Source organism: Pseudomonas sp. CCI3.1 (assembly GCF_034313985.1).
Taxonomy (GTDB): domain Bacteria; phylum Pseudomonadota; class Gammaproteobacteria; order Pseudomonadales; family Pseudomonadaceae; genus Aquipseudomonas; species Aquipseudomonas psychrophila.
This window is the reverse complement of record NZ_JAVIWO010000001.1, coordinates 1,377,474-1,398,863: the sequence shown is the minus strand read 5'-3', so window position 1 is coordinate 1,398,863 and position 21,390 is coordinate 1,377,474. Positions and strand designations below refer to the sequence as shown.

Genomic DNA, 21,390 nt, shown 5'->3' with positions numbered 1-21,390 from the left:
CGGTCGCGTGTGGCCGATAACGTCTACAAGTCTCTGTCGCGAGGCTGTTGAGTGGGGCACTTTATGACGCAGCCGATAGCACTTTCCAATCGATCGCAAGTGGCGTTGCAGTCGTATCTCGACGACCTGCTGTTTGATGCAACGCAGGCGCTGGAGTCGGTTGAGCCCGTTGCGCTGGAGCAGGAGCAGGCCGTTGAGGCGCCTGTTGAGGCGCAGGTGGCGATGCCGGTGGAGCTCTCGCAAGTGGGCGTGCCCGCTGAGGCGCTGGCCCATCCGCTGGTTGAGGTTCATCGGCCAAGTGCGCCCGGTGCGCATTTACCGATACCCGATGATGGCCGCCCCGCGTGGGCCGCAGAACCCTTCGAGTGCCTGTTGTTCGACGTGGCCGGGTTGACCCTGGCAGTGCCATTGGTGTGCTTGGGCTCAATCTATTCGCTGGCCGGGCGTGAACTGACTCCGCTGTTTGGTCAGCCGGACTGGTTTCTGGGGATACTCCCGAGCCAGAGCGGCAAGCTCAACGTGCTGGACACCGCGCGCTGGGTGATGCCCGAGCGCTATCGCGATGATTTTCGCGAAGGCCTGCAATACGTTATTTCCGTACAGGGCTACGAGTGGGGGTTGGCGGTGCATCAAGTCAGCCGCTCATTGCGCCTGCACCCGAACGAAATCAAATGGCGGTCCCAGCGTGGGCAGCGGCCGTGGCTGGCAGGCACAGTGATTGAGCACATGTGCGCATTGCTGGACGTGGCGCAGCTGGCCGAATTGATCGCCAAGGGCAAAGCATAAGAACACGTGTGGTTGATGCTCATCTGCAAGGGTGAGCCGCCAGTTATCAGCATTCAGCGGTATTTCAGTCAGGGGTTTGGGGTATGAAACAGTCAGCGGCACAGGGTTTGGAAGATCCGATCCTGCAATGGGTTACCTTCAAGCTCGATAACGAGACCTACGGCATCAATGTGATGCAAGTGCAGGAGGTGCTGCGTTACACCGAAATCGCCCCGGTCCCCGGCGCACCTTCCTACGTATTGGGCATTATCAACCTGCGCGGCAACGTGGTGACGGTCATCGACACGCGTCAGCGTTTTGGCTTGTACAACGCAGAAATCACCGACAATTCGCGCATCGTGATTATCGAAGCGGACAAGCAAGTGGTCGGGATTCTGGTCGACAGCGTGGCGGAAGTGGTTTACCTGCGTCAGTCTGAAATCGAAACGGCGCCCAATGTGGGCAACGACGAGTCGGCCAAGTTTATCCAGGGCGTATGCAACAAGAATGGCGAACTGCTGATTCTGGTTGAGCTGGACAAAATGATGACCGAAGAAGAATGGTCGGATCTGGAGAACATCTGATTGATCCTTGAGGTGGCGGTAATCGTCCTGGGCCTGTTGTGGGCCGTGACCCTGTGGCTGTTCGTAAGCCATGTTCGCCGCCAGCGCGTGCTGGCGGCGCAGCAGGTCGCGGGCGATGAACAGCGTGACCGGCGCCTCAGGGAGCTGGCGCGGCGACTGGACACCTATCAGAACGGCAATGTGCAGATGGGGGAAGACCTGCACGAACTGCGGGCGGTGGTAGCGCCGCTGCCCGAGAAGCTGACCCAGCTCGAACAGCGCGACCCTACCAGCCTGTCGTTCAACCAGGCAGCACGCCTGGTCAGCATGGGCGCCAGCGTTGACGAATTAACCCAGTCTTGCGGGTTGACTCAGGCCGAGGCCGAGTTGATGAGCAAGATGCACAAGGGCTGAGGCTAATCCTGTGGGAGCGGGTCATGGCGTCTTCTCCTGCAGCGCCTGCTTCAACGCCTCAACCATTCGTAGCCTTGCACCTTGTGCATGGCTGATCAGCACAATCTTGCGGTCATAGCGTTCATCACCCACATCCTCCACCACACAACTTTCTGTCCAGCGCTCAATCCCCGACCAGCAAGGCACCAGACTGACCCCCAGCCCTTGCGAGGTCAGCAGGGCGATGGTTTCCAGTGCATCCAGATCCAGCAGGGCGGCAGGTGTCAGGCCATGGTCTTGCAGGTACTGCACGGCATGGCGGCCACCCCAGGCATCGGGGTCATATTGAATATACGGACAGCGTTGCAGGCGGGCGTCGATAGTCTGCGTCGAGTGCTCATTGGAGAGAAACACCAAGGGCTCCTTGCGCAGCAATACGGCATCGAACGTTCTGGGAAGCGCAAATGGCGGCGCGACCACTAGGGCGGCATCCAGCTCGTTGGCTTCAAGCGCCTGATACAGCGAACGTGACGTCCCTGGGACTATCACCGGTTTCAGTTGCGGAGTTGATCGGGTCAAGCTGCGCAAGGCCTGTGGCAGAAGGCCCGTGAGGACCGTTGAAACAGCACCGATGCGCAAGGGGCCGGTCAGGCCTTGTGTGTCGACGTCACCTGCCAGAAGCGCCACTTCATTGACGATGGCTCTGGCCCTTGGCAGCAGGTCCATGCAGGCCAGGCTGGGTTTGGCTTCGTGGCCAACCCGCACCAGAAGTTCGAGCCCCAGCTGTCGTTCGAGCGCCACAATACGCTGGCTGACCGCCGCAGCCGTCAGGTTTTCCAGGCGGGCTGCCTTGGCGATTGACCCGCATTCCACCACGGCGATCAGGCTTCTGAGATAGCGCGTATCCATAAGAATTTCTTTCGTTGATGGAAAAAATAACAGGTTATCTCTTTTGAACCGGCCGTAGCATGATTTCCCGCCTGGTCATTTGGCCAGGTCCGGGTTCAGGAGGTTACTGTGCAATCGCTCTTTCATTTTGCTTACCACGTTCATGATCTGGTGTCGGCGCGCAGCTTTTACTGTGATGTGCTGGGCTGCGCAGAAGGTCGCAGTACCGACACGTGGCTGGATATCGATTTTTTCGGTCACCAATTGTCATTGCACCTGGGTGAGCCATTTTCTGTCAGCAACACCGGGAAAGTGGGTGACCACTGGGTACCCATGCCGCATTTCGGGGTGGTGCTGAGCATGCCTGATTGGTTGGCCTTAAAGGAGCGACTGGTGGAGCGCGGCGTGAACTTTGTTCTGGAGCCGACCTTTCGCTTTGTCGGGACCCCGGGTGAGCAGGCGACGATGTTTTTCCTCGATCCGTCAGGCAACCCTGTCGAGATCAAGGGGTTTGCAGAGTGGGCGGCGGTTTATGCCCAGTAACGTATTCATGAACCGAGGTTGAAAACAGCATGAGTTTTCTCGACACAGCGGATGCCCACTCGATTGCCGAACAGGTCCGCACTGCACGCCTGAGCCCCGGCAGAGTGGCCGAGCATTTCCTGACCCAAGCAAGCGCCCGTGAGTCAGCGATCCAGGCGTTTGTCGCCCTCGACCCGCAGGTCGTGCGCAAACAGGCACAGGGGCTGAGCAGCCCAGGGATCAACGGCTTGCTGGCCGGAGTGCCGATAGGGGTCAAGGACATCATTGATACCCGCGACCACCCCACGGGTTTTTACTCCCCGATCTACGACAACAATTGGCCATCGCGCGATGCCCATGTGGTTGCGCTGCTGCGTCAGGCGGGGGCGGTGATCATGGGCAAGACCCACACCACCGAATTTGCCTATATGCACACCGGGCCGACCCGCAACCCCGTGGACCTGAGCCGGACCCCGGGCAGCTCCAGCGCCGGTTCTGCTGCGGGTATGGCTGCAGGGTTTTTCCCCGTTGCGTTGGGCACGCAAACAGCCGGTTCATTGCTCAAGCCTGCGGCTTATTGCGGTCTGTATGCGTTCAAGCCGTCATACGGGCTGGTGTCCCTGGAAGGGGTCAAACCCCTGGCGCCGAGTTTCGACACGATGGGTTGGTACGGGCGCTCAGTTCGTGACCTGGGGCTGGTCGCACAGGTGCTGATTCCCGGTTTGCCACATGCCACGCGCCCCAGCGGCCCGCGCACGTTTGGTTTTTGCCGCACCGCGCGCTGGGATCAGGTTGAACCTCTTGTGGCTGATGCGTTGCTGGCGGCGGTCGATAGATTAAAAGCCGCAGGGCACAGCGTGACCATGGTGGACCTGCCGGATGATTTTGCGCAGGTGTTTGACGACCACCTGTTGATCAATGACTGCGAGGGCGCACGGTCGCTGTCAAAAGAGTGGCAATCCAGCCCTGAACTGCTGAGCCCGTCCGTCGTGGCCATGATCGAGCGGGCCAAGGGCACAACATGGGAGCAGGAGTCAGCGGCCAAGGCGCGCCTGGCTGCGCAGGCACCGAGACTGCAAGCGATTTTTGCACCCTTCGATGCGATGCTGAGCGTCACCTGCGGCATGGTTGCGCCCCTGGGTCTGGAAACGACGGGTCCATCGGACTTTTGCAAATGCTGGATGGCATTCGGGCTGCCGCAAATCAACATTCCCTTACCCAGACAGCCGGGTGAACTGCCGGTGGGGTTGCAACTGATTGGTGGTTTTCGTCAGGACAGTGTGCTGCTGGACGCGGCCGGGCAAGTAGATTTGGCGTTGCGGGGTTAGTTGCTTGTGTGGGAGCGAGCCTGCTCGCGAAGGCATCACTGCGGTTTGCCGGAAAGATCGCGTCGCCTGCTTCGCGAGCAGGCTCGCTCCCACTTCAAAGGTGCTGTTTAAAATCTGCTTATTGCCTTTGCTGTAGCCACGGGAATGTTCAAACAACGCGAACGCTCATCACGACTCTCCTGGCCCCGCATCCGGATCAAACCCTTCCGGGAATTTGCCTTTGAGCTGCCAGGCAAATGCAATGATTTCAGCCAGGGTTCGATACAACTCTTGCGGGATGCTGTCGCCCAGCTCCATGCGCGCCAGTAGGTTGACCAACTCGGCATTTTCATAAATCGGCACCTCATGCTCGCGGGCCAGACTAAGGATGGCTTCAGCCAATTCATCGTCGCCTTTGGCGGTAAGAGTGGGCGCTTGTTTGCCGTCATATTTGAGGGCGATCGCCTGGCGTGGTGCGGGCTCTGTCTTCATGCGGTTTCATCGACCCAGCGTTGTTCAAGTCGGGCAGGGCCACTGTGTGGCGGGGTGCCCTGGTGGCAGTCCAGATCGGTCACGCTCAACCCCGCGTCGTTTAAACGCTGGCGCAAGTCGCCCAGCTGGCTCTCAATCAAGTGCGCCGTAGAGGCCCGTTCGGCCCACAGCTGGCCTGACAGGCTGCCGCGCAGCAGTTGCGCCTGGACATGCAGCGGGCCTAAGGGCGTGAGGTCGAAGGCCAGTTCTACCCGCCACAGTGGGTCCTTGATTTCCCGGGATTCGGGCGGATCGTGTGGCTCTTTTTCGGGCGGGTCTTCTCGCTGAAACTTGACCTGTAAAGGCACGATGTCGTGGGCATTGCGCATGGGGATTTCCAGTTGCCAAGTGGTTAGCACGCCGCCATCGGCGGTTCGCCCGCTTTGTTCCAGGCTCGAGAGCTGGTGGCTTTGCAGTCGTGAAATGGCCGCCGCGGCCAGTTTCAGCAAGTTTTCCAGGCTGTCTTCACTTTCGCCGTTTTGCACCGAGCGCTGGGGCAGTGGAAAGCCTGTGGGTGGCGGCTTGGCGCTGACCTGACCGAGCATTCCCAAGGCATTACGCACAAAAGTCGGCAGCGCCTGGGCCTGAGTGCTGGCGGCCATGCCGGGGTTGAAGCTGGTGCTGGCCGGCACGCCGGGCAGAATCTGCGCAATCAGCCGTAGTAGTGAGGCTTTCATGTCCGGGGCCATTGCGTGTGCCTGACCGCTGAGCAACTTGGCTTCCAGGAATGCGCCGCTGTTGAGCAAGGCAGTGCCCAGGGCTTTGGGGTTGCTCAGTTGCGAGGGTGTAGGCAATTGAGCCAACAGCGTGTCGATAGAGGCACGTAGTTCAGGAGGTATCTGTGCGTTGGGCGGCAGTTTTTGCAGGGCGTTGAGCAGTCCCTCCAGTGAGCCTTGGCGGCTTAGTTGTGTGGCCAATTGCTGCGCGACGGCCAGTTGTTCCTGGCGTCCGCTGAGCGGGACGAAACTCAAACGTTGCGCATCGAGGACCTGTGCGCTCAACAAGCTGCCGATACGCAAGGGCTGCGGGCTGTCCAGGGTCAGGGTGCTACCGCTCAGGGTGCTGTTGAGCAGGGTCACCAATGAACGATAGATCCCCGGTTGGCCCGCTGGCTGCGCCAATGCCTGAGTCGTCAGAACCTTGCCCTGGAGCAGGGTGCCCACCGGCACTTGCTGAGTATCAAGGCGAGTCAGGGTGGCGACGCTGCTGCTCAGGGCCTGTTGCAGACTGATCGCAAGATTGCCTGCAGAAGGCTGGGTCACGGCCAGTTGTGTCCCCAACGGCAAGGGAAAGTTACTGCTGGCCTGCACGTTGGTTTCCCGGCCACCGGCCAGGGTCAACTTGAGTAGCAACTGGAACGCCAGGTCGTTTTGCTTGAGCGATATCACTTCTGCCTGGGCACTTTGGCCGGGTCTTATCAGACCTTCGGCAGGCTGCAACAACTTGAGTACTTCACCGCCCACAAGACCAGGGCGCACACTGCTGGGGGTGGCTTGCGGGATGGGTGGAATATTCATGTCGCCTTTCATCGTTACAACCTGTCGAAATTGCCCTCTTTAGCGTAGGACATGGCATGTATAATGCTGCCCCGTCGTTCAGAGGGCATGAAAACATTGCAATTGTTTGATCCAGCTCTCTGAAACCGGCCGCAAATGCATTTATTCTGCATCACTTTAACGGCCGCGCCTGAGCCGACTTGAACCGTGAAGGCCTCAATTACGTGACCAGCCCTCTTTTAGAAGCCGTATCGCTCGCCTGCGAGCGTGACTGGCGGATGTTGTTCGAGAACCTCGAATTGCGTCTGGCCAGCGGTGACATGCTGCAAATCAGCGGCCCCAACGGCAGCGGTAAAACCAGCCTGCTGCGATTGTTGGCGGGCCTGATGCAGCCGACGGCGGGCGAAGTACGACTCAACGGCCAGGCCTTGAGCAGCCAGCACCATGAACTGACCACTAACCTGCTGTGGATCGGCCATGCTGCCGGGATCAAGGATTTGCTCACCGCCGAAGAAAACCTCGGCTGGCTGTGCGCCCTGCATCGACCGGCAACCCGCGAAGCGATCTGGACAGCACTGGCTGCGGTAGGGCTCAAGGGTTTTGAAGATGTACCGTGCCACACCTTGTCGGCCGGTCAGCAGCGGCGTGTGGCGCTGGCCCGGTTGTATCTGGACAGCCCGCCGTTGTGGATTCTCGACGAGCCGTTTACCGCGCTCGACAAACAAGGGGTCGCGCAACTTGAAGAACACCTGGCCCGCCATTGCGAAGGCGGCGGCATGGTGGTGCTTACCACGCACCATACGTTGCTCCGGATGCCGGCCGGTTATCGCAATATCGACCTGGGGCAGTGGGCTGTATGAGTGTGTTTGGAACGTTGGTGGCGCGTGAGGCGCGTTTGCTGTTTCGCCGTCCGGCCGAGTTGGCCAATCCGCTGGTATTTTTTGCAATCGTGATCGCCATGTTCCCCTTGGCGGTCGGCCCCGAGACTCAATTGTTGCAAACCTTGTCTCCGGGGCTGCTCTGGGTCGCAGCACTTTTAGCGGTTTTGCTCTCGCTGGACGGGCTTTTTCGCAGTGATTTTGAGGATGGATCGCTGGAACAGTGGGTCCTTTCGTCGCACCCCTTGCCACTACTGGTCTTGGCCAAAGTGCTGGCACACTGGCTGTTTTCCGGACTGGCACTGGTCATCCTGTCGCCGCTGCTGGCCATGATGTTGGGGCTACCGGTAGCCTGCCTGCCGGTGTTGCTGATGACATTGTTGCTCGGGACGCCGGTGTTAAGCCTGCTTGGGGCCGTGGGGGCTGCGCTGACCGTCGGCCTCAAGCGTGGCGGCCTGCTGCTGGCGCTACTGATTTTGCCTTTGTATATCCCGGTGCTGATTCTTGGCAGTGGCGCCTTGCAGGCGGCATTGCAAGGCATGCCCGCAACCGGTTATCTGCTGTGGCTTGGTAGCCTGACCGCCCTGGCAGTAACCCTGACACCTTTTGCTATAGCCGCCGGGCTGAAAATCAGCGTCGGCGAATAATGAGGTCTGGTCCCCGTGGACCAGTAAAGACCCTGGCTGGCATGACACTCAACCCGTCGTGACCGGCACCGTGATGGAAACAGCGTGATGAACTGGACTTGGTTTCACAAACTCGGCTCGCCCAAATGGTTCTATGCCATCAGTGGGCGGCTGTTGCCGTGGTTAAGCATTGCCGCCGTGTTGCTGATCACCTGCGGGGTGGTCTGGGGCCTGGCGTTTGCACCGCCGGACTACCAGCAAGGCAACAGTTTCCGGATCATTTATATCCATGTTCCGGCCGCCATGCTGGCGCAGTCCTGCTATGTGATGTTGGCGGTGTGCGGCGTGGTGGGTCTGGTCTGGAAGATGAAGATCGCCGACGTTGCGCTACAGGCGGCTGCGCCCATCGGTGCCTGGATGACCGCCGTGGCGCTGGTCACCGGCGCCGTTTGGGGCAAGCCGACCTGGGGCTCGTGGTGGGTCTGGGATGCGCGCCTGACCTCGATGCTGATCCTGCTGTTTCTGTACTTCGGCTTGATTGCCCTGGGCAATGCCATCACCAACCGCGACAGCGCGGCCAAGGCCTGTGCGGTGTTGGCGATTGTTGGCGTGATCAATATTCCGATCATCAAGTACTCGGTGGAGTGGTGGAACACCCTGCATCAAGGTGCGACGTTCACCCTCACCGAAAAGCCGGCCATGCCCATGGAAATGTGGATGCCGCTGCTGCTGACAGTGGTGGGCTTTTATTGCTTCTTTGGCGCGGTGCTGCTGTTGCGCATGCGCCTGGAAGTGCTCAAGCGCGAGGCTCGCAGCAGTTGGGTCAAGGCTGAGGTGTTGAAGGCACTGGAGGGCGCGCGATGAGTTTTGCTTCTTTTGGTGAGTTCATCGCCATGGGCCATCACGGGGTGTATGTCTGGTCGGCCTACGGCATTTGCCTGGCGGTACTGGCGTTGAACGTGGCGTTGCCGATCATGGCGCGTCGACGTTATTTGCAACAAGAGGCGCGTCGTTTGCGTCGGGAGAATGTGAAGTGAATCCGCTGCGTAAAAAACGTTTGATCATCATCCTGGCGATTCTGGTGGGGGTGGGTGCTGCCGTGGCCCTTGCCCTGAGCGCCTTGCAGCAGAACATCAACCTGTTCTACACCCCGACTCAAATCGCTAATGGCGAAGCGCCACTGGATACCCGTATTCGTGCCGGCGGCATGGTTGAAGCCGGATCGCTCAAGCGCACGGGTGATTCGCTGGACGTGCAGTTTGTGGTCACCGATTTCAACAAATCCGTGACCATCACGTATCGCGGCATCCTGCCGGATCTGTTCCGTGAAGGGCAGGGCATCGTCGCGCTGGGCAAGCTCAATGCCCAGGGCGTGGTGGTGGCCGATGAAGTGCTGGCCAAGCACGACGAAAAATACATGCCACCTGAAGTGACCAAGGCGCTGAATGAAAGTGGCCTGTCCGCGCCTGTACCGGGCAACTCAGCACCGGCGAAAGAGGTTAAGTACTGATGTCTGGACTCTATATTCCTGAATTGGGCCATCTGGCCATGATTCTGGCGCTGTGCTTTGCCATTGTGCAGGCCATCGTGCCGCTGCTGGGCGCCTGGCGCGGCGACAAATTGTGGATGAGCCTGGCGCAACCCGCCGCCTGGGGGCAGTTCGCTTTCTTGTTGTTCTCGTTCGCCTGCCTGACCTATGCCTTTATGGCCGATGATTTCTCGGTGGCGTACGTGGCGAGCAACTCCAACAGTGCGCTGCCGTGGTATTACAAGTTCAGTGCCGTGTGGGGCGCCCACGAAGGTTCGCTGCTGTTGTGGGCCATGATTCTGGGTGGCTGGACCTTCGCCGTTTCGATCTTCTCCCGGCAATTGCCGCAGGTGATGCTGGCGCGGGTGTTGGCGATCATGGGCATGATCAGCGTGGGCTTCCTGCTGTTTTTGATCCTGACCTCAGACCCTTTCGTACGTTTGCTGCCACAGATTCCTTCGGACGGTAATGACCTTAACCCGCTGCTGCAGGATATCGGCCTGATTGTTCACCCGCCGATGCTGTACATGGGTTATGTCGGTTTCTCCGTGGCGTTTGCCTTCGCCATTGCCGCCTTGCTCGGTGGTCGACTGGACGCCGCATGGGCGCGTTGGTCCCGTCCGTGGACCATCGTGGCGTGGGCCTTCCTGGGTATCGGCATCACCCTGGGTTCGTGGTGGGCTTACTACGAACTTGGCTGGGGCGGCTGGTGGTTCTGGGACCCGGTGGAGAACGCCTCGTTCATGCCGTGGCTGGTGGGTACTGCACTGATTCACTCGCTGGCTGTAACCGAAAAACGCGGTGTGTTCAAAAGCTGGACCGTGTTGCTGGCCATTGCCGCGTTTTCGCTGAGTCTGCTGGGCACCTTCCTGGTACGTTCCGGCGTGCTGACCTCGGTGCATGCGTTCGCCTCCGACCCTGAGCGCGGCGTGTTTATCCTGATCTTCCTGCTGTTTGTGGTGGGCGGTTCGCTGACCCTGTTCGCGTTACGTGCGCCGGTGGTCAAGAGCCACGTCAGCTTCAAGCTGTGGTCGCGTGAAACCTTGCTGCTGGGCAATAACCTGGTGTTGGTGGTGGCCGCGTCGATGATTCTGCTCGGCACGTTGTACCCGCTGATTCTGGATGCCATCAGTGGCGCCAAAATGTCGGTGGGCCCGCCGTACTTCAACGCATTGTTCATTCCGTTGATGGGGCTGCTGATGGTGGTGATGGCAGTGGGCATGCTGGTGCGCTGGAAAGACACCCCGGTCAAATGGCTGCTGGGCATGCTGACCCCGGTATTGCTGGGCAGCGCAGCGCTGGCGGCGATTGCGGGTGTTGCCTATGGCGACTTCAACTGGGCGGTGATTACCACCTTCATGCTGGCGGCCTGGGTGCTGCTGGCCGGGGTTCGCGACATCGGGGATAAAACCCGGCACAAAGGCCTGGTCAAAGGCGTTCGCAGCCTGACCCGCAGTTACTGGGGCATGCAGATCGCCCACCTGGGTATCGCGGTGTGCGCCCTGGGTGTGGTCTTGTCGAGCCAGAACAGTGCCGAACGTGACTTGCGCCTGGCGCCAGGCCAGTCGATGGAGTTGGGCGGTTATCAGTTCATCTTTGAAGGTGCCAAGCACTTCCAGGGCCCTAACTTCACGTCAGACAAAGGCACCGTGCGGGTTATCCGCAACGGCAAGGAAGTCAGCGTGCTGCACCCGGAAAAACGACTTTACACGGTGCAGAACTCGATGATGACCGAAGCCGGGATCGACGCCGGTTTCACTCGTGACCTTTACGTCGCGCTGGGCGAGCCTTTGGGCGATGGCGCCTGGGCGGTGCGGGTGCATGTGAAGCCGTTTGTGCGCTGGATCTGGTTCGGCGGTCTGCTCACAGGTTTTGGTGGGTTGCTGGCAGCGATGGACCGTCGCTACCGGGTCAAGGTTAAAAGCCGCGTGCGTGAAGCATTGGGCATGACAGGAGCCACGGCATGAGACGTTGGTTAATGCTGGTCCCGCTGGCCGCTTTTTTGGGCATGGCGTGGTTTCTCTACAAAGGCTTGTACCTGGACCCGACCGAGTTGCCGTCGGCGATGATCGACAAGCCGTTCCCGGCATTCAGTCTGCCTGCAGTCGAGGGCGACAAAGTCCTGACCGAAGCTGACCTCAAGGGCAAGCCCGCGCTGGTTAACGTGTGGGCCACCTGGTGCATTTCGTGCCGGGTCGAACACCCGATGTTGACCAAGCTGGCCGAGCAGGGTGTGGTGATCTATGGCGTGAACTACAAGGACGTCAACGCAGACGCGAAAAAGTGGCTCAAGGAATTCCACAACCCATACCTGCTGGACATCAACGATGCTGACGGCTCCCTGGGCTTGAACCTCGGTGTGTACGGTGCCCCCGAGACATTCCTGATCGACAGCCAGGGCATCATTCGTCACAAATTTGTCGGTGTGATCGACGAAACCGTGTGGCGCGAGCAGCTTGCGGGTAAATATCAGGCACTGGTTGACGAGGCCAAACCATGAAGCGCTGGTTAGCCGCTGTGGTATTCGGGTTGACGTTGACGGGTGTTGCCCATGCCGCCATCGACACCTATGAGTTTGCCAACGACGCCGAGCGCGAACGTTTTCGCGAACTGACCAAGGAACTGCGCTGCCCCAAGTGCCAGAATCAGGACATTGCCGATTCCAACGCACCGATTGCCACTGACCTGCGCCGCGAGATCTTCCGCATGCTGGGCGAGGGCAAGGACAACCAGCAGATCCTCGATTTCATGGTCGCCCGCTACGGCGATTTCGTGCTCTATAAACCGGCCCTGACCAGCAAGACGGCAGTGCTCTGGTTTGGCCCGCTAGCCCTGCTGGTGGGAGGTATGGTGGTGATTGGCGTCATCGTAGGGCGCCGTCGTCGCACAGAGCAGACCGACGGCCCGGACACACTTTCTGTCGATGAGCGCAAGCGCCTCGACACTTTGCTGGATAAAACCAAAGATGATTGATTTCTGGCTCGCAGCCGGCTTGCTGCTACTGATCGCCCTCAGCTTTTTATTGATCCCGGTATTGCGTGGTCGTCGCGCCCAGCGCGAAGAAGACCGCACCGCACTGAATGTCGCGCTGTACCAGGAGCGCGTCGCCGAGTTGCAGTTGCAGCGCGAAGAGGGTGCTTTGACCCCCGAGCAATTTGAAACCGGTCGCGCCGAAGCTGCCCGCGAATTGCTGGCTGACACTGAAGGCGTTGCTCCGGGACGGGTGTCCAGTCTCGGCAAGGCCATTCCATTACTGGCAGCCGTGCTGGTGCCGGTATTGGGTTTGGGGCTGTACCTGCACTTTGGCTCCAGCGACAAGGTCGAACTGACCCGCGAGTTCTCGCAGCCGCCGCAATCCCTTGAAGAAATGGTTGCGCGCCTTGAGCGTGCCGCCGTGGCGCAACCGGAGTCGGCCGAAGGCCTGTACTTCCTGGGCCGTGCCTATATGGCGCAAAACCGTCCGGGCGATGCGGCCAAAGTGTTTGAGCGCGCTGCCAACCTGGCCGGGCGTCAGCCCGAACTGCTGGGCCAGTGGGCTCAGGCGCAGTACTTTGCCGACGATAAAAAATGGAGCGACAAGGTTCAGGCGCTGACCGACGAAGCCTTGAAGGCTGACCCGAAAGAAGTCACCAGCCTTGGCCTGTTGGGCATTGCCGCTTTTGAAGATCAGCGCTACCAGGAGGCCATTGGCTACTGGCAGCGTTTGATGGACGAGCTGCCCGAAGGCGATGCTTCACGTTCTGCCCTCGAAGGCGGTATTGCCAAAGCCCGTGAGCAGTTGCTGGCCAGCGGTGGCAAGGTTGAAGCGGCGCCTGTCGCCAAGGCCCAGGCCTCGATCAAGGTGAACGTTGACTTGGCCGACGCGGTGAAAGCCAGCGCGCTGCCGGGTGATAGCGTCTTCATTTTTGCCCGTGCCGTGTCCGGCCCTCCGGCCCCTCTGGCGGTCAAGCGTGTGACTGTGGCGGACCTGCCGATCACCGTTGAACTGGGGGACGTGGACGCAATGATGCCGCAATTGAAACTGTCCAACTTTCCTGAAGTCCAATTGATGGCACGCATCTCCCGTGCTGGTCAGCCGACGGCGGGCGAGTGGGTAGGGCGTAGCCAGCCGTTGTCCAGCAGCACCAAAGAGCTGCAACAACTGACCATCGACAGCCCGGATAAATAGAAATGCATCCACTTGCACGCATCACCTTGCTCACACTGGCTTTAGGCCTGAGCGCCTGTGCGGTAAATCAGCCTTACGAACCGACAGCGCCTTCAACACCGATGCCGATGCCGCAACCGTCGCCCCAGCCCTCCGGCAAACCCCTGCCGGACATGCCCATCCCCAAGCCGCCAAAACCGTTGCCGCGTACTTCGGCCACCTTTGCGCCGCCGCCGGGTGGCCCGAGCCATTGGGATGCGCGCATGGGCGTGTACGTGCTGGATAACCAGACCAACATCTTCTACCGCCAGCGTGCCTACTACCGCTGGGACAACGGCTGGAGCCGTTCGGTAAGCCCCAACGGGCCTTGGGAAGAGACTGACATCAGCGGCGTACCGCCGGGTTTGAGTCGGCAGTTCAAGTAACGCAAAACGGCGACCTCTGTGGGAGCGAGCCTGCTCGCGAAAGGCGTTAACAAAAGCCAGTGCTTACTGCCTTCGCGAGCAGGCTCGCTCCCACGGTTTAGTTTGAACGGACAGTTTCACGCCCAAATACGTCTTCTACCGCCAGCGGGCCTTGGGAAGAGACTGACATCAGCGGCGTACCGCCAGGACTGAGCCGGCAGTTCAAGTAACGCAAAACGGCGACCTCTGTGGGAGCGAGCCTGCTCGCGAAAGGCGTTAACAAAAGCCAGTGCTTACTGCCTTAGCGAGCAGGCTCGCTCCCACGGTTTAGTTTGAACGGACAGTTTCACGCCCAAATACGTCTTCTACCGCCAACGGGCCGTGGGAAGAGACCGACATCAGCGGTGTACCACCGGGGCTGAGTCGGCAGTTCAAGTAACCCAAAACGGCGACCTCTGTGGGAGCGAGCCTGCTCGCGAAGGGTGTTAACAAAAGCCAGTGCTTACTGCCTTCGCGAGCAGGCTCGCTCCCACGGTTTAGTTTGAACGGACAGTTTCACGCCCAAATACGTCTTCTACCGCCAACGGGCCGTGGGAAGAGACTGACATCAGCGGCGTACCGCCGGGTTTGAGTCGGCAGTTCAAGTAACGCAAAACGGCGACCTCTGTGGGAGCGAGCCTGCTCGCGAAAGGCGTTAACAAAAGCCAGTCCTTACTGCCTTCGCGAGCAGGCTCGCTCCCACGGTTTAGTTTGAACGAACAGTTTCACGCCCAAATACGTCTTCTACCGCCAACGGGCCTTGGGAAGAGACTGACATCAGCGGCGTACCGCCAGGGCTGAGCCGGCAGTTCAAGTAACGCAAAACGGCGACCTCTGTGGGAGCGAGCCTGCTCGCGAAGGGCGTTAACAAAAGCCAGTGCTTACTGCCTTCGCGAGCAGGCTCGCTCCCACGGTTTAGTTTGAACGAACAGTTTCACGCCCAAATCTGTATACTTCCTATCCGTTCGCGTCAGGGCTTTACGCTTCTGATGTAGGACTTATCTTCCGGCACACGCCGGCCATTGCTGCAAGCACCGGGTTCAACGTGCTAGCGCACGCTTTACCTTTTGACGTGGGACGCCTCTTGCGTTCCGTCACTTGCCAGCCATCACTCTGACAACCCACGGACCTCTGTCTGTTATCGCCTGCCTGTCAGGAATTCCGGGTTGTTGCGCTTGCCGTTTTTTGGCCTTTCGTTGCGTCAGTGGCGATTGCGCGCACATAAAAAGGAGAAAGGAATGTTTCAACTTTCCACCCTCACTGTGTTGCTGCTTATGTTCTGCTTTTATGGCCTGACGTTTCTGGTCTCTTTGCGCGTGGGTCGCAAGGAAGAAAATGTCGACGGTTATATGGTTTCCAATAACTCCATCGGTTTTGGCATGTCAGCCGCCAGCATGACGGCGACCTGGATCTGGGCGGCATCGTTTTATGCCGCCGCCACTGCGGGTTACAAATTCGGGATCTCGGGGGCGCTGCACTACGGCTTCTGGGGCGCGCTGATGATCTTGTTCATTTACCCTTTTGGCCGGCGATTTCGGCAACTGGCACCCAAGGCTCACACGCTTGCTGAAATCATGCATGCCCGGCACGGGCGCTCGAGCCAGATGATTCTGGCGGGTTCCAATATTGTAGGCAGCCTCATCAGCCTGATGGTCAACTTCACCGCCGCCGGGGCGTTGGTGGCAGTACTCTCGCCACTGAGTTTCACCCACGGGGTTTTGATTGCGGGTGTCGGGATTCTTACCTACACCATCTGGTCGGGGTTTCGCTCGTCGGTACTCACGGATTTCGGTCAGTTGTTCGCCATGATCTTCGCTGCCGTGGTGATTATTCCGATTATTTTCTTCCAGCTGGGCGGGCCGGAAATCTTCACCCAGGGCATGCCGAAAATCACGCCCGAGCAAGCCAGTTTCTATTCCAAAACCGCGATTCTTGAACAGGGTGCACCGTACTTCGTGGCCGTGCTGGCCTACGCCATCGGTAACCAGACCATCGCCCAGCGCCTGTTTGCGGTGCGTGAGGACTTGATGAAGTCGACCTTTGTCACGGCCACCATCGGTTATGCCTCGATCGTGATCGGGCTCGGCATGCTGGGCTTTCTGGCGTTGCTGGCCGGTATCGAACCGCTGGATGGCGACCTCAATAACTTGATCCCGCAAATGGCGTCGACCTACTTGCCGCCGTTTGCGGTGGGGCTGTTTTTCATCATGGTGATTGGTTCGCTGTCATCCACTGCCGATTCGGATCTGTCCGCATTGTCGGCGCTGGTCATGACCGACGTGTATGGCAAGAACATCGCCAAGGGCAAGCCAAACCCCAAAACCATGTTGTTTGTCGGGCGCCTGACCATGGTGCTGGCGACAATGCTGGCAATGATTTTTGCCAGTATGAAACTCGACATATTAACCATGCTGATTTTTGTCGGTGCGCTGTGGGGTGCCATCGTGTTCCCTGTCATCGCCAGTCTGTATTGGGAACGGATCACCAATGCAGCGTTTACCAGTGCGGCAATCGCAGGCTTTGTGATGTTTTTGGTGGCGCGGTTCGAGCTGCTGGAGATGCAAGGGGTGGTGGCACTGTTTTTCGAACTCTGCGCTTCGATTGGCGGCGGGGTGGTGATCGGACTGATGGCATTCGGCTTTTTGGGTAAGCGCGCCGGGTTTGTGCTGGGTGCGCTGGCCTTTATGGTGTTTGCGCCCTTTGCGTTTGGTTTTTTACGTGATTACCCGGTACTGCTCAGCTCACTGACGGCCTATGGCGTCAGTACGGTGGTGTGTGTGCTGGTGAGTTTACGTTCCAACCAGACATTTGATTTTGACTGCATCAACGAGCGGGTGGTGGCGTTTCACCACGACGCTGAACCTGACACTGTAAACGGAGCCTCCCCATGTCCAGTTTCGCTTTGACTGCTTACGTATTGATCTGGCCGGCCATCGCGGCCACGGTGATGGTGACACTGTGCGTCAGCCTGTGGCGCGACATGCGCAAGGCGAAGCGTGACGGTACGGATCTGGTTTAACCCGTGTAACAGCGTTTGAAACGAGGAAGCCGCGATCTGCTTGTAAAGCCGATCGCGGCTTTTGTGTTTCTGCAGCAGTTACAAAACGCGCGATATTTCCCCGGATTGTGTAGGGTGCTTCTGGTCGTTATCAGGAGCTGGCCATGAGCCTATTTGAATTCAAGCAAGTTGATGTCTTCAGTACGGTTGCACTCAAGGGCAATCCGGTCGCTGTGGTGTTGAACGCTGACAGTCTGACCGACGGGCAGATGGCCGACTTTGCGCGCTGGACCAATCTGAGTGAAACCACCTTCGTACTGAAACCGCAAAATCCTGAAGCGGATTACCGCCTGCGCATTTTCACCACCCTTCACGAACTGCCGTTTGCCGGGCACCCGACGCTGGGTAGTTGTCATGCCTGGCTGGAAACCGGGGGCGAGCCCAAGGGTGAAGAAATCATTCAGGAATGCAGCGCGGGCTTGATCAGAATCCGCCGCGACGGGGAGCAACTGGCCTTTACAGCACCGCCTTTGTTGCGTGATGGCGCTGTCGAGGATGAGTTGTTGCAACGTATCTGCGGTGGCCTGGGCATACAGTCCAAGGCTGTGGCGCTGGCGCGTTGGGTCGACAACGGCCCGGGCTGGGTAGCGCTGATGCTGCACGACCGTGAGCAGGTACTGGCTTTAAACCCTGATTATGCACAATTGCTTGGCCTGTCCATTGGCGTGGTCGCTCCCTGGAGCGTCGAGCGCCATGGGGATGAAGCTCAGTTTGAAGTGCGTGCGTTTTGTGCCGGTGAAGGCATGCCCGAAGACCCGGTCACTGGCAGTCTGAACGCCGGGCTGGCCCAGTGGCTGATCGGCGACGGCCTTGCGCCGGCACACTATGTGGCCAGTCAGGGCACGGCCATGGGGCGAGCGGGGCGCGTCTCCATCGAACAGGTTGGCGATGATATCTGGGTGGGCGGTTCAGCCGTGACCTGTATTTCGGGGCAACTCACGCTTTAACATTCATGCCCCTTTGGCTTTCACCGCGCGTTTTGGCTTGGCCTTGCCGGTTGCGGCCTTGCGCTTCTTTTTCCAGGCAGGTGCTGCACCCGCCGGGCTGGCAGGGCCGCTGATGGTCAGCGTCAGGGCGCTGCAGCGCTCGATGTGCTTGCTCATCCAGGCCGCCTGCTTGGCGACGAATACGTCGAGGGTCATCTCGCCGCTTTGCACCATGTCCAGTGCCTGTTCCCAGATGGCCGTGGTGCCGGGGTCGGCGATGGCGCGGGGCACGGCGTCGATCAGGCTGAAGGCGGGCGCCGTGGCAGCCAGGGCCTTGCCGTTTTTGATCAGGTAGCCGCGGTCCAGCAAGCCCTGGATGATTCCGGCCCGGGTGGCTTCGGTGCCGATGCCCGTGGTGTCCTTGAGCTTTTGCTTGAGCAGCGGATCTTGCACCAGCTTGGCGACGTTTTTCATCGCCTTGATCAGATCGCCTTCAGTGAAAGGCTTGGGTGGCTGGGTCCACAGGTCTTTGAGGTTGACCGCCGAAATTGCGCAGTCCAGGCCTTCGCGCATTATCGGTAAAGGTTGTGGCGCTGGGGCTTCGCGGCCTTTTGCCGGAGCCAGGGCTTCGGGCAGCGCGCGCTTCCAGCCGGGTTCAACGATCTGTTTGCCCACGGCACGCAAGTGCTGACCTGCACAATCGAAGTCGGCCTGGGTGCGGTCGTACTCGTGATTGGGCAGAAATTGCGCCAGGTAGCGTGCGCGAATCAGCGTATACACGGCGCGGTGTTTGCCGCTCAGACGCTCAAGGTTTTTCGCTGCCGCGGTAGGAATGATGCCGTGGTGGGCGCTGACTTTGGCGTCGTTCCAGGCCCGTGAGCGGCGCTGAGGGTCCAGATACCCGGCTAGCGCTCCCAGTGTCGGGTCTGCCTGCTGCAATGCCGCCAGGATCGACGGTGCTTCGCTGTGCTGGCTTTGCGGCAGGTAGCCACAATCGCTGCGCGGGTAGGTGATCACTTTGTAGGTTTCGTACAGTGCCTGGGCGACGTCGAGGGTTTCCTGAGCGCCGAGGCCGAGTTTTTTTGAACACACCTCTTGCAGGGTGCCGAGGTCGAACGGCAACGGCGCCACTTCACGCATGCGCTCGGTTCGCAGCGTGGTCACCCGGGCGCTGCTGGCGCTGTTGATCGCCGCGGCAGCCTGCTGCGCATGGGCCTGGTTGAGGCAACGGTCCTGGTCGTCGCACGTGTCGGGATCAGCGCGCCATTGCGCGGTGAACAACTGCCCCTCGTGTTTTAGTTGCACATCAATGGCCCAGTAGGCCACGGGGATGAAGTCGCTGATGCTGCGATCCCGGTCGACCACCAGCCGCAGCGTCGGGGTTTGCACCCGGCCCACTGGCAACACGCCCTGATAGCCGGACTGGCGCCCGAGCAGGGTGAACAGGCGGCTCATGTTCATGCCGATCAACCAGTCGGCCCGCGAGCGGCCCAGTGCCGAATGGTAGAGGTTGAAGGTTTCGGCCCCCGGTTTGAGTGCGGCCAGGGCCTTGCGAATGGAGGCGTCGTCCAGGGCTGACAGCCACAGGCGCTGGATCGGGCCGCGATAGCGGCAGTGCTCGATCAGTTCGCGGGCGATCATCTCGCCTTCACGGTCGGCGTCGGTGGCGATCACCAGTTCGCTGGCTTCACCCAGCAGGCGCTTGACGGCCTTGAACTGACTGGCGGTCTTGGGCTTGACGCGCATTTTCCATTTGTCGGGAATGATCGGCAGGTCGGCCAGTACCCAGCGCTTGTAGCGCTCGTCGTAGGCGTCGGGCGGGGCGGTTTCGAGCAGGTGGCCGATGCACCAGGTGACGGTGGCATTGGGCCCGACCCAGCAGCCGTCTCCGCGTCGGCTGGCACCGAGTACGGCAGCGATATCTTTGGCCTGGGAGGGTTTTTCACACAAAAACAACCGCATCGCTCAACTCATTCAGGGTGCGCAGAAGACGCACAGCATGGGCAGAGACGGGCGCGAGGGCAAGTGTTTTTACTGTTGATATGTACAGGTTTAATTGTTGAGTAGCCGTTGCCGAAGGGACGAGGCTACGTTCGATTGCGAAGCGATCGTAAATTCTGAGAATTGGATGTAACGGGTACACCCCAGTGCCTGATTCTGCGACGACTGCGTCGTCGAACGCAGCCTCGTCCCTACGGCAGATGCTACGAGTAAATCCTGTGGGAGCAAGACAGTTGCTCCCACAGGAGGCGGGGATTATTGACCGTTATAGATCTGATCGAAAACGCCACCGTCGTTGAAGTACTTTTTCTGCACGTCGCGCCAGTCACCGAAGGTTTTCTCAACCGACAGGAAGTCGACTTTCGGGAAGCGGTCGTTGTACTTGTCCAGCACTGCCTTGTCCCGTGGGCGCAGGTAGTTGTTGGCAGCGATTTCCTGGCCTTCAGGCGACCACAGGTACTTCAGGTAGGCTTCGGCTGTTGCGCGGGTGCCTTTTTTGTCGACCACTTTGTCGACCACGGTCACTGGCGGTTCGGCTTCGGCCGATACGCTTGGGTAGATCACTTCGAACTGGTCGCGGCCAAATTCACGGGCGATCATTTCAGCTTCGTTTTCGAAGGTCACCAGCACGTCACCGATCTGGTTGGTCATGAAGGTGGTGGTAGCTGCACGGCCGCCGGTGTCGAGTACCGGAGCTTGCTTGAACAGCTTGGCGACAAAGTCCTTGGCCTTGGTTTCGTCACCGCCGTTTTTCAGCACATAACCCCACGCCGAAAGGAAGGTGTAGCGGCCGTTGCCCGAGGTTTTCGGGTTGGGCACGATCACCTGAACACCGTCCTTGAGCAGGTCAGGCCAGTCGTTCAGGGCTTTTGGGTTGCCTTTGCGCACGATAAACACAGTGGCCGAGGTGAACGGCGCGCTGTTGTCAGGCAGGCGTGTGACCCAGTTTTCCGGGACCAGTTTGCCGTTGTCCGCCAGCGCGTTGATGTCGGTGGCCATATTCATGGTGATCACGTCTGCCGGCAGGCCATCGATTACCGAACGGGCCTGTTTGCTGGAGCCGCCGAAGGACATTTGTATGTTGAGCTTTTCGCCGTTGTGCTCTTGTGCCCAGTGCTTCTGGAAGGCCGCGTTGTAGTCCTTGTAGAAGTCACGCATCACGTCGTAGGACACGTTCAGCAACGGCGGAGGGGTGGCTGCGTGAGCAACGCTGCCCAGGGCCAGGCCTACGGCCAGAATTGAAGCACCAAAGAGTTTTTTCACTGCGAATTCCTTGTTATAGGGAGCAATAAGGGCAATTTGCCAGCAACTATAGCGG

At 59.5% G+C, this 21,390-nt stretch carries 23 protein-coding genes; 18 read left to right on the top strand and 5 right to left on the bottom strand.

Features of this window, described 5'->3' with window-relative positions:
• The first annotated feature begins 63 nt into the window (after positions 1 to 63).
• From RGV06_RS06380 to RGV06_RS06370, 3 genes are all read left to right on the top strand, one after another.
• The gene (locus RGV06_RS06380) at positions 64 to 786 is read left to right on the top strand and encodes a CheW domain-containing protein (RefSeq protein ID WP_046810001.1); all 723 of its coding nucleotides are present in this window, start codon (positions 64 to 66) and stop codon (positions 784 to 786) included.
• Between the two features lie 83 nt (positions 787 to 869).
• Complete coding sequence (locus RGV06_RS06375) at positions 870 to 1,349, top strand: chemotaxis protein CheW (protein ID WP_019828855.1); 480 nt, start codon at positions 870 to 872, stop codon at positions 1,347 to 1,349.
• Positions 1,350 to 1,742 carry a DUF2802 domain-containing protein gene (locus RGV06_RS06370; protein WP_019828857.1) on the top strand — a complete coding sequence of 131 codons (393 nt, stop codon included), beginning with the start codon at positions 1,350 to 1,352 and terminating at the stop codon, positions 1,740 to 1,742. It begins immediately after the preceding gene.
• A gap of 21 nt (positions 1,743 to 1,763) precedes the next feature.
• Here the strand turns inward: RGV06_RS06370 and RGV06_RS06365 are convergent, their stop codons facing one another.
• Positions 1,764 to 2,630, bottom strand: coding sequence for a LysR family transcriptional regulator (locus RGV06_RS06365; protein ID WP_322149648.1), 867 nt, complete (start codon positions 2,628 to 2,630; stop codon positions 1,764 to 1,766).
• A 108-nt stretch (positions 2,631 to 2,738) separates the two neighbouring features.
• Between RGV06_RS06365 and RGV06_RS06360 the strand changes: the two genes are divergently transcribed.
• Both RGV06_RS06360 and RGV06_RS06355 read left to right on the top strand, forming a co-directional pair.
• A complete protein-coding gene (locus tag RGV06_RS06360) occupies positions 2,739 to 3,152 on the top strand; it encodes a VOC family protein (RefSeq protein ID WP_046809999.1) in 414 nt (137 codons plus the stop codon).
• Positions 3,153 to 3,181: 29 nt separating this feature from the next.
• Positions 3,182 to 4,459, top strand: coding sequence for an amidase (locus RGV06_RS06355; RefSeq protein WP_322149646.1), 1,278 nt, complete (start codon positions 3,182 to 3,184; stop codon positions 4,457 to 4,459).
• A gap of 168 nt (positions 4,460 to 4,627) precedes the next feature.
• Here the strand turns inward: RGV06_RS06355 and RGV06_RS06350 are convergent, their stop codons facing one another.
• Positions 4,628 to 4,930: an EscU/YscU/HrcU family type III secretion system export apparatus switch protein gene (locus tag RGV06_RS06350; RefSeq protein ID WP_019828863.1), complete on the bottom strand. Its 303-nt coding sequence runs from the start codon at positions 4,928 to 4,930 to the stop codon at positions 4,628 to 4,630.
• The gene (locus RGV06_RS06345) at positions 4,927 to 6,498 is read right to left on the bottom strand and encodes a flagellar hook-length control protein FliK (protein ID WP_322149645.1); all 1,572 of its coding nucleotides are present in this window, start codon (positions 6,496 to 6,498) and stop codon (positions 4,927 to 4,929) included. The genes RGV06_RS06350 and RGV06_RS06345 overlap by 4 nt, the downstream gene beginning before the upstream one ends.
• A 191-nt stretch (positions 6,499 to 6,689) precedes the next feature.
• Between RGV06_RS06345 and ccmA the strand changes: the two genes are divergently transcribed.
• The 13 genes from ccmA to RGV06_RS06280 all read left to right on the top strand — a co-directional run bounded on the left by ccmA (position 6,690) and on the right by RGV06_RS06280 (position 18,092).
• Positions 6,690 to 7,325 (top strand): cytochrome c biogenesis heme-transporting ATPase CcmA, encoded by a 636-nt coding sequence (gene ccmA, locus RGV06_RS06340; protein WP_037032821.1) that lies wholly within the window; start codon positions 6,690 to 6,692, stop codon positions 7,323 to 7,325.
• On the top strand, positions 7,322 to 7,990 hold the full coding sequence (gene ccmB, locus RGV06_RS06335; protein WP_019828866.1) for a heme exporter protein CcmB: 669 nt from the start codon (positions 7,322 to 7,324) through the stop codon (positions 7,988 to 7,990). The genes ccmA and ccmB overlap by 4 nt, the downstream gene beginning before the upstream one ends.
• A gap of 84 nt (positions 7,991 to 8,074) precedes the next feature.
• Positions 8,075 to 8,833: a heme ABC transporter permease gene (locus RGV06_RS06330; protein ID WP_173667401.1), complete on the top strand. Its 759-nt coding sequence runs from the start codon at positions 8,075 to 8,077 to the stop codon at positions 8,831 to 8,833.
• Complete coding sequence (gene ccmD, locus RGV06_RS06325; RefSeq protein WP_019828868.1) at positions 8,830 to 9,006, top strand: heme exporter protein CcmD; 177 nt, start codon at positions 8,830 to 8,832, stop codon at positions 9,004 to 9,006. The genes RGV06_RS06330 and ccmD overlap by 4 nt, the downstream gene beginning before the upstream one ends.
• Complete coding sequence (gene ccmE, locus RGV06_RS06320) at positions 9,003 to 9,479, top strand: cytochrome c maturation protein CcmE (protein WP_019828869.1); 477 nt, start codon at positions 9,003 to 9,005, stop codon at positions 9,477 to 9,479. The genes ccmD and ccmE overlap by 4 nt, the downstream gene beginning before the upstream one ends.
• Positions 9,479 to 11,464 (top strand): heme lyase CcmF/NrfE family subunit, encoded by a 1,986-nt coding sequence (locus RGV06_RS06315; RefSeq protein ID WP_162488791.1) that lies wholly within the window; start codon positions 9,479 to 9,481, stop codon positions 11,462 to 11,464. The genes ccmE and RGV06_RS06315 overlap by 1 nt, the downstream gene beginning before the upstream one ends.
• Positions 11,461 to 11,997 carry a DsbE family thiol:disulfide interchange protein gene (locus RGV06_RS06310; protein ID WP_019828871.1) on the top strand — a complete coding sequence of 179 codons (537 nt, stop codon included), beginning with the start codon at positions 11,461 to 11,463 and terminating at the stop codon, positions 11,995 to 11,997. The genes RGV06_RS06315 and RGV06_RS06310 overlap by 4 nt, the downstream gene beginning before the upstream one ends.
• Entirely contained in the window at positions 11,994 to 12,470 is a 477-nt protein-coding gene (locus RGV06_RS06305; protein ID WP_322149644.1) for a cytochrome c-type biogenesis protein, read from the top strand. Before RGV06_RS06310 ends, RGV06_RS06305 begins: the two co-directional genes overlap by 4 nt.
• Positions 12,463 to 13,665, top strand: a complete 1,203-nt coding sequence (gene ccmI / locus RGV06_RS06300; protein WP_019828873.1) for a c-type cytochrome biogenesis protein CcmI — start codon at positions 12,463 to 12,465, stop codon at positions 13,663 to 13,665. Before RGV06_RS06305 ends, ccmI begins: the two co-directional genes overlap by 8 nt.
• A gap of 2 nt (positions 13,666 to 13,667) precedes the next feature.
• On the top strand, positions 13,668 to 14,069 hold the full coding sequence (locus RGV06_RS06295) for a hypothetical protein (RefSeq protein ID WP_037032771.1): 402 nt from the start codon (positions 13,668 to 13,670) through the stop codon (positions 14,067 to 14,069).
• 1,256 nt (positions 14,070 to 15,325) lie between these two features.
• Complete coding sequence (locus RGV06_RS06290) at positions 15,326 to 16,993, top strand: sodium:solute symporter family protein (RefSeq protein WP_322149643.1); 1,668 nt, start codon at positions 15,326 to 15,328, stop codon at positions 16,991 to 16,993.
• Positions 16,975 to 17,106, top strand: a complete 132-nt coding sequence (locus RGV06_RS06285; protein ID WP_019828876.1) for a putative transporter small subunit — start codon at positions 16,975 to 16,977, stop codon at positions 17,104 to 17,106. The genes RGV06_RS06290 and RGV06_RS06285 overlap by 19 nt, the downstream gene beginning before the upstream one ends.
• Before the next feature lie 143 nt (positions 17,107 to 17,249).
• The gene (locus tag RGV06_RS06280; protein WP_019828877.1) at positions 17,250 to 18,092 is read left to right on the top strand and encodes a PhzF family phenazine biosynthesis protein; all 843 of its coding nucleotides are present in this window, start codon (positions 17,250 to 17,252) and stop codon (positions 18,090 to 18,092) included.
• Between the two features lie 3 nt (positions 18,093 to 18,095).
• Here the strand turns inward: RGV06_RS06280 and RGV06_RS06275 are convergent, their stop codons facing one another.
• Complete coding sequence (locus tag RGV06_RS06275) at positions 18,096 to 20,033, bottom strand: DNA topoisomerase III (RefSeq protein ID WP_322149641.1); 1,938 nt, start codon at positions 20,031 to 20,033, stop codon at positions 18,096 to 18,098.
• Between the two features lie 294 nt (positions 20,034 to 20,327).
• Positions 20,328 to 21,335, bottom strand: coding sequence for a sulfate ABC transporter substrate-binding protein (locus RGV06_RS06270; protein WP_019828879.1), 1,008 nt, complete (start codon positions 21,333 to 21,335; stop codon positions 20,328 to 20,330).
• Positions 21,336 to 21,390 lie beyond the last annotated feature (55 nt).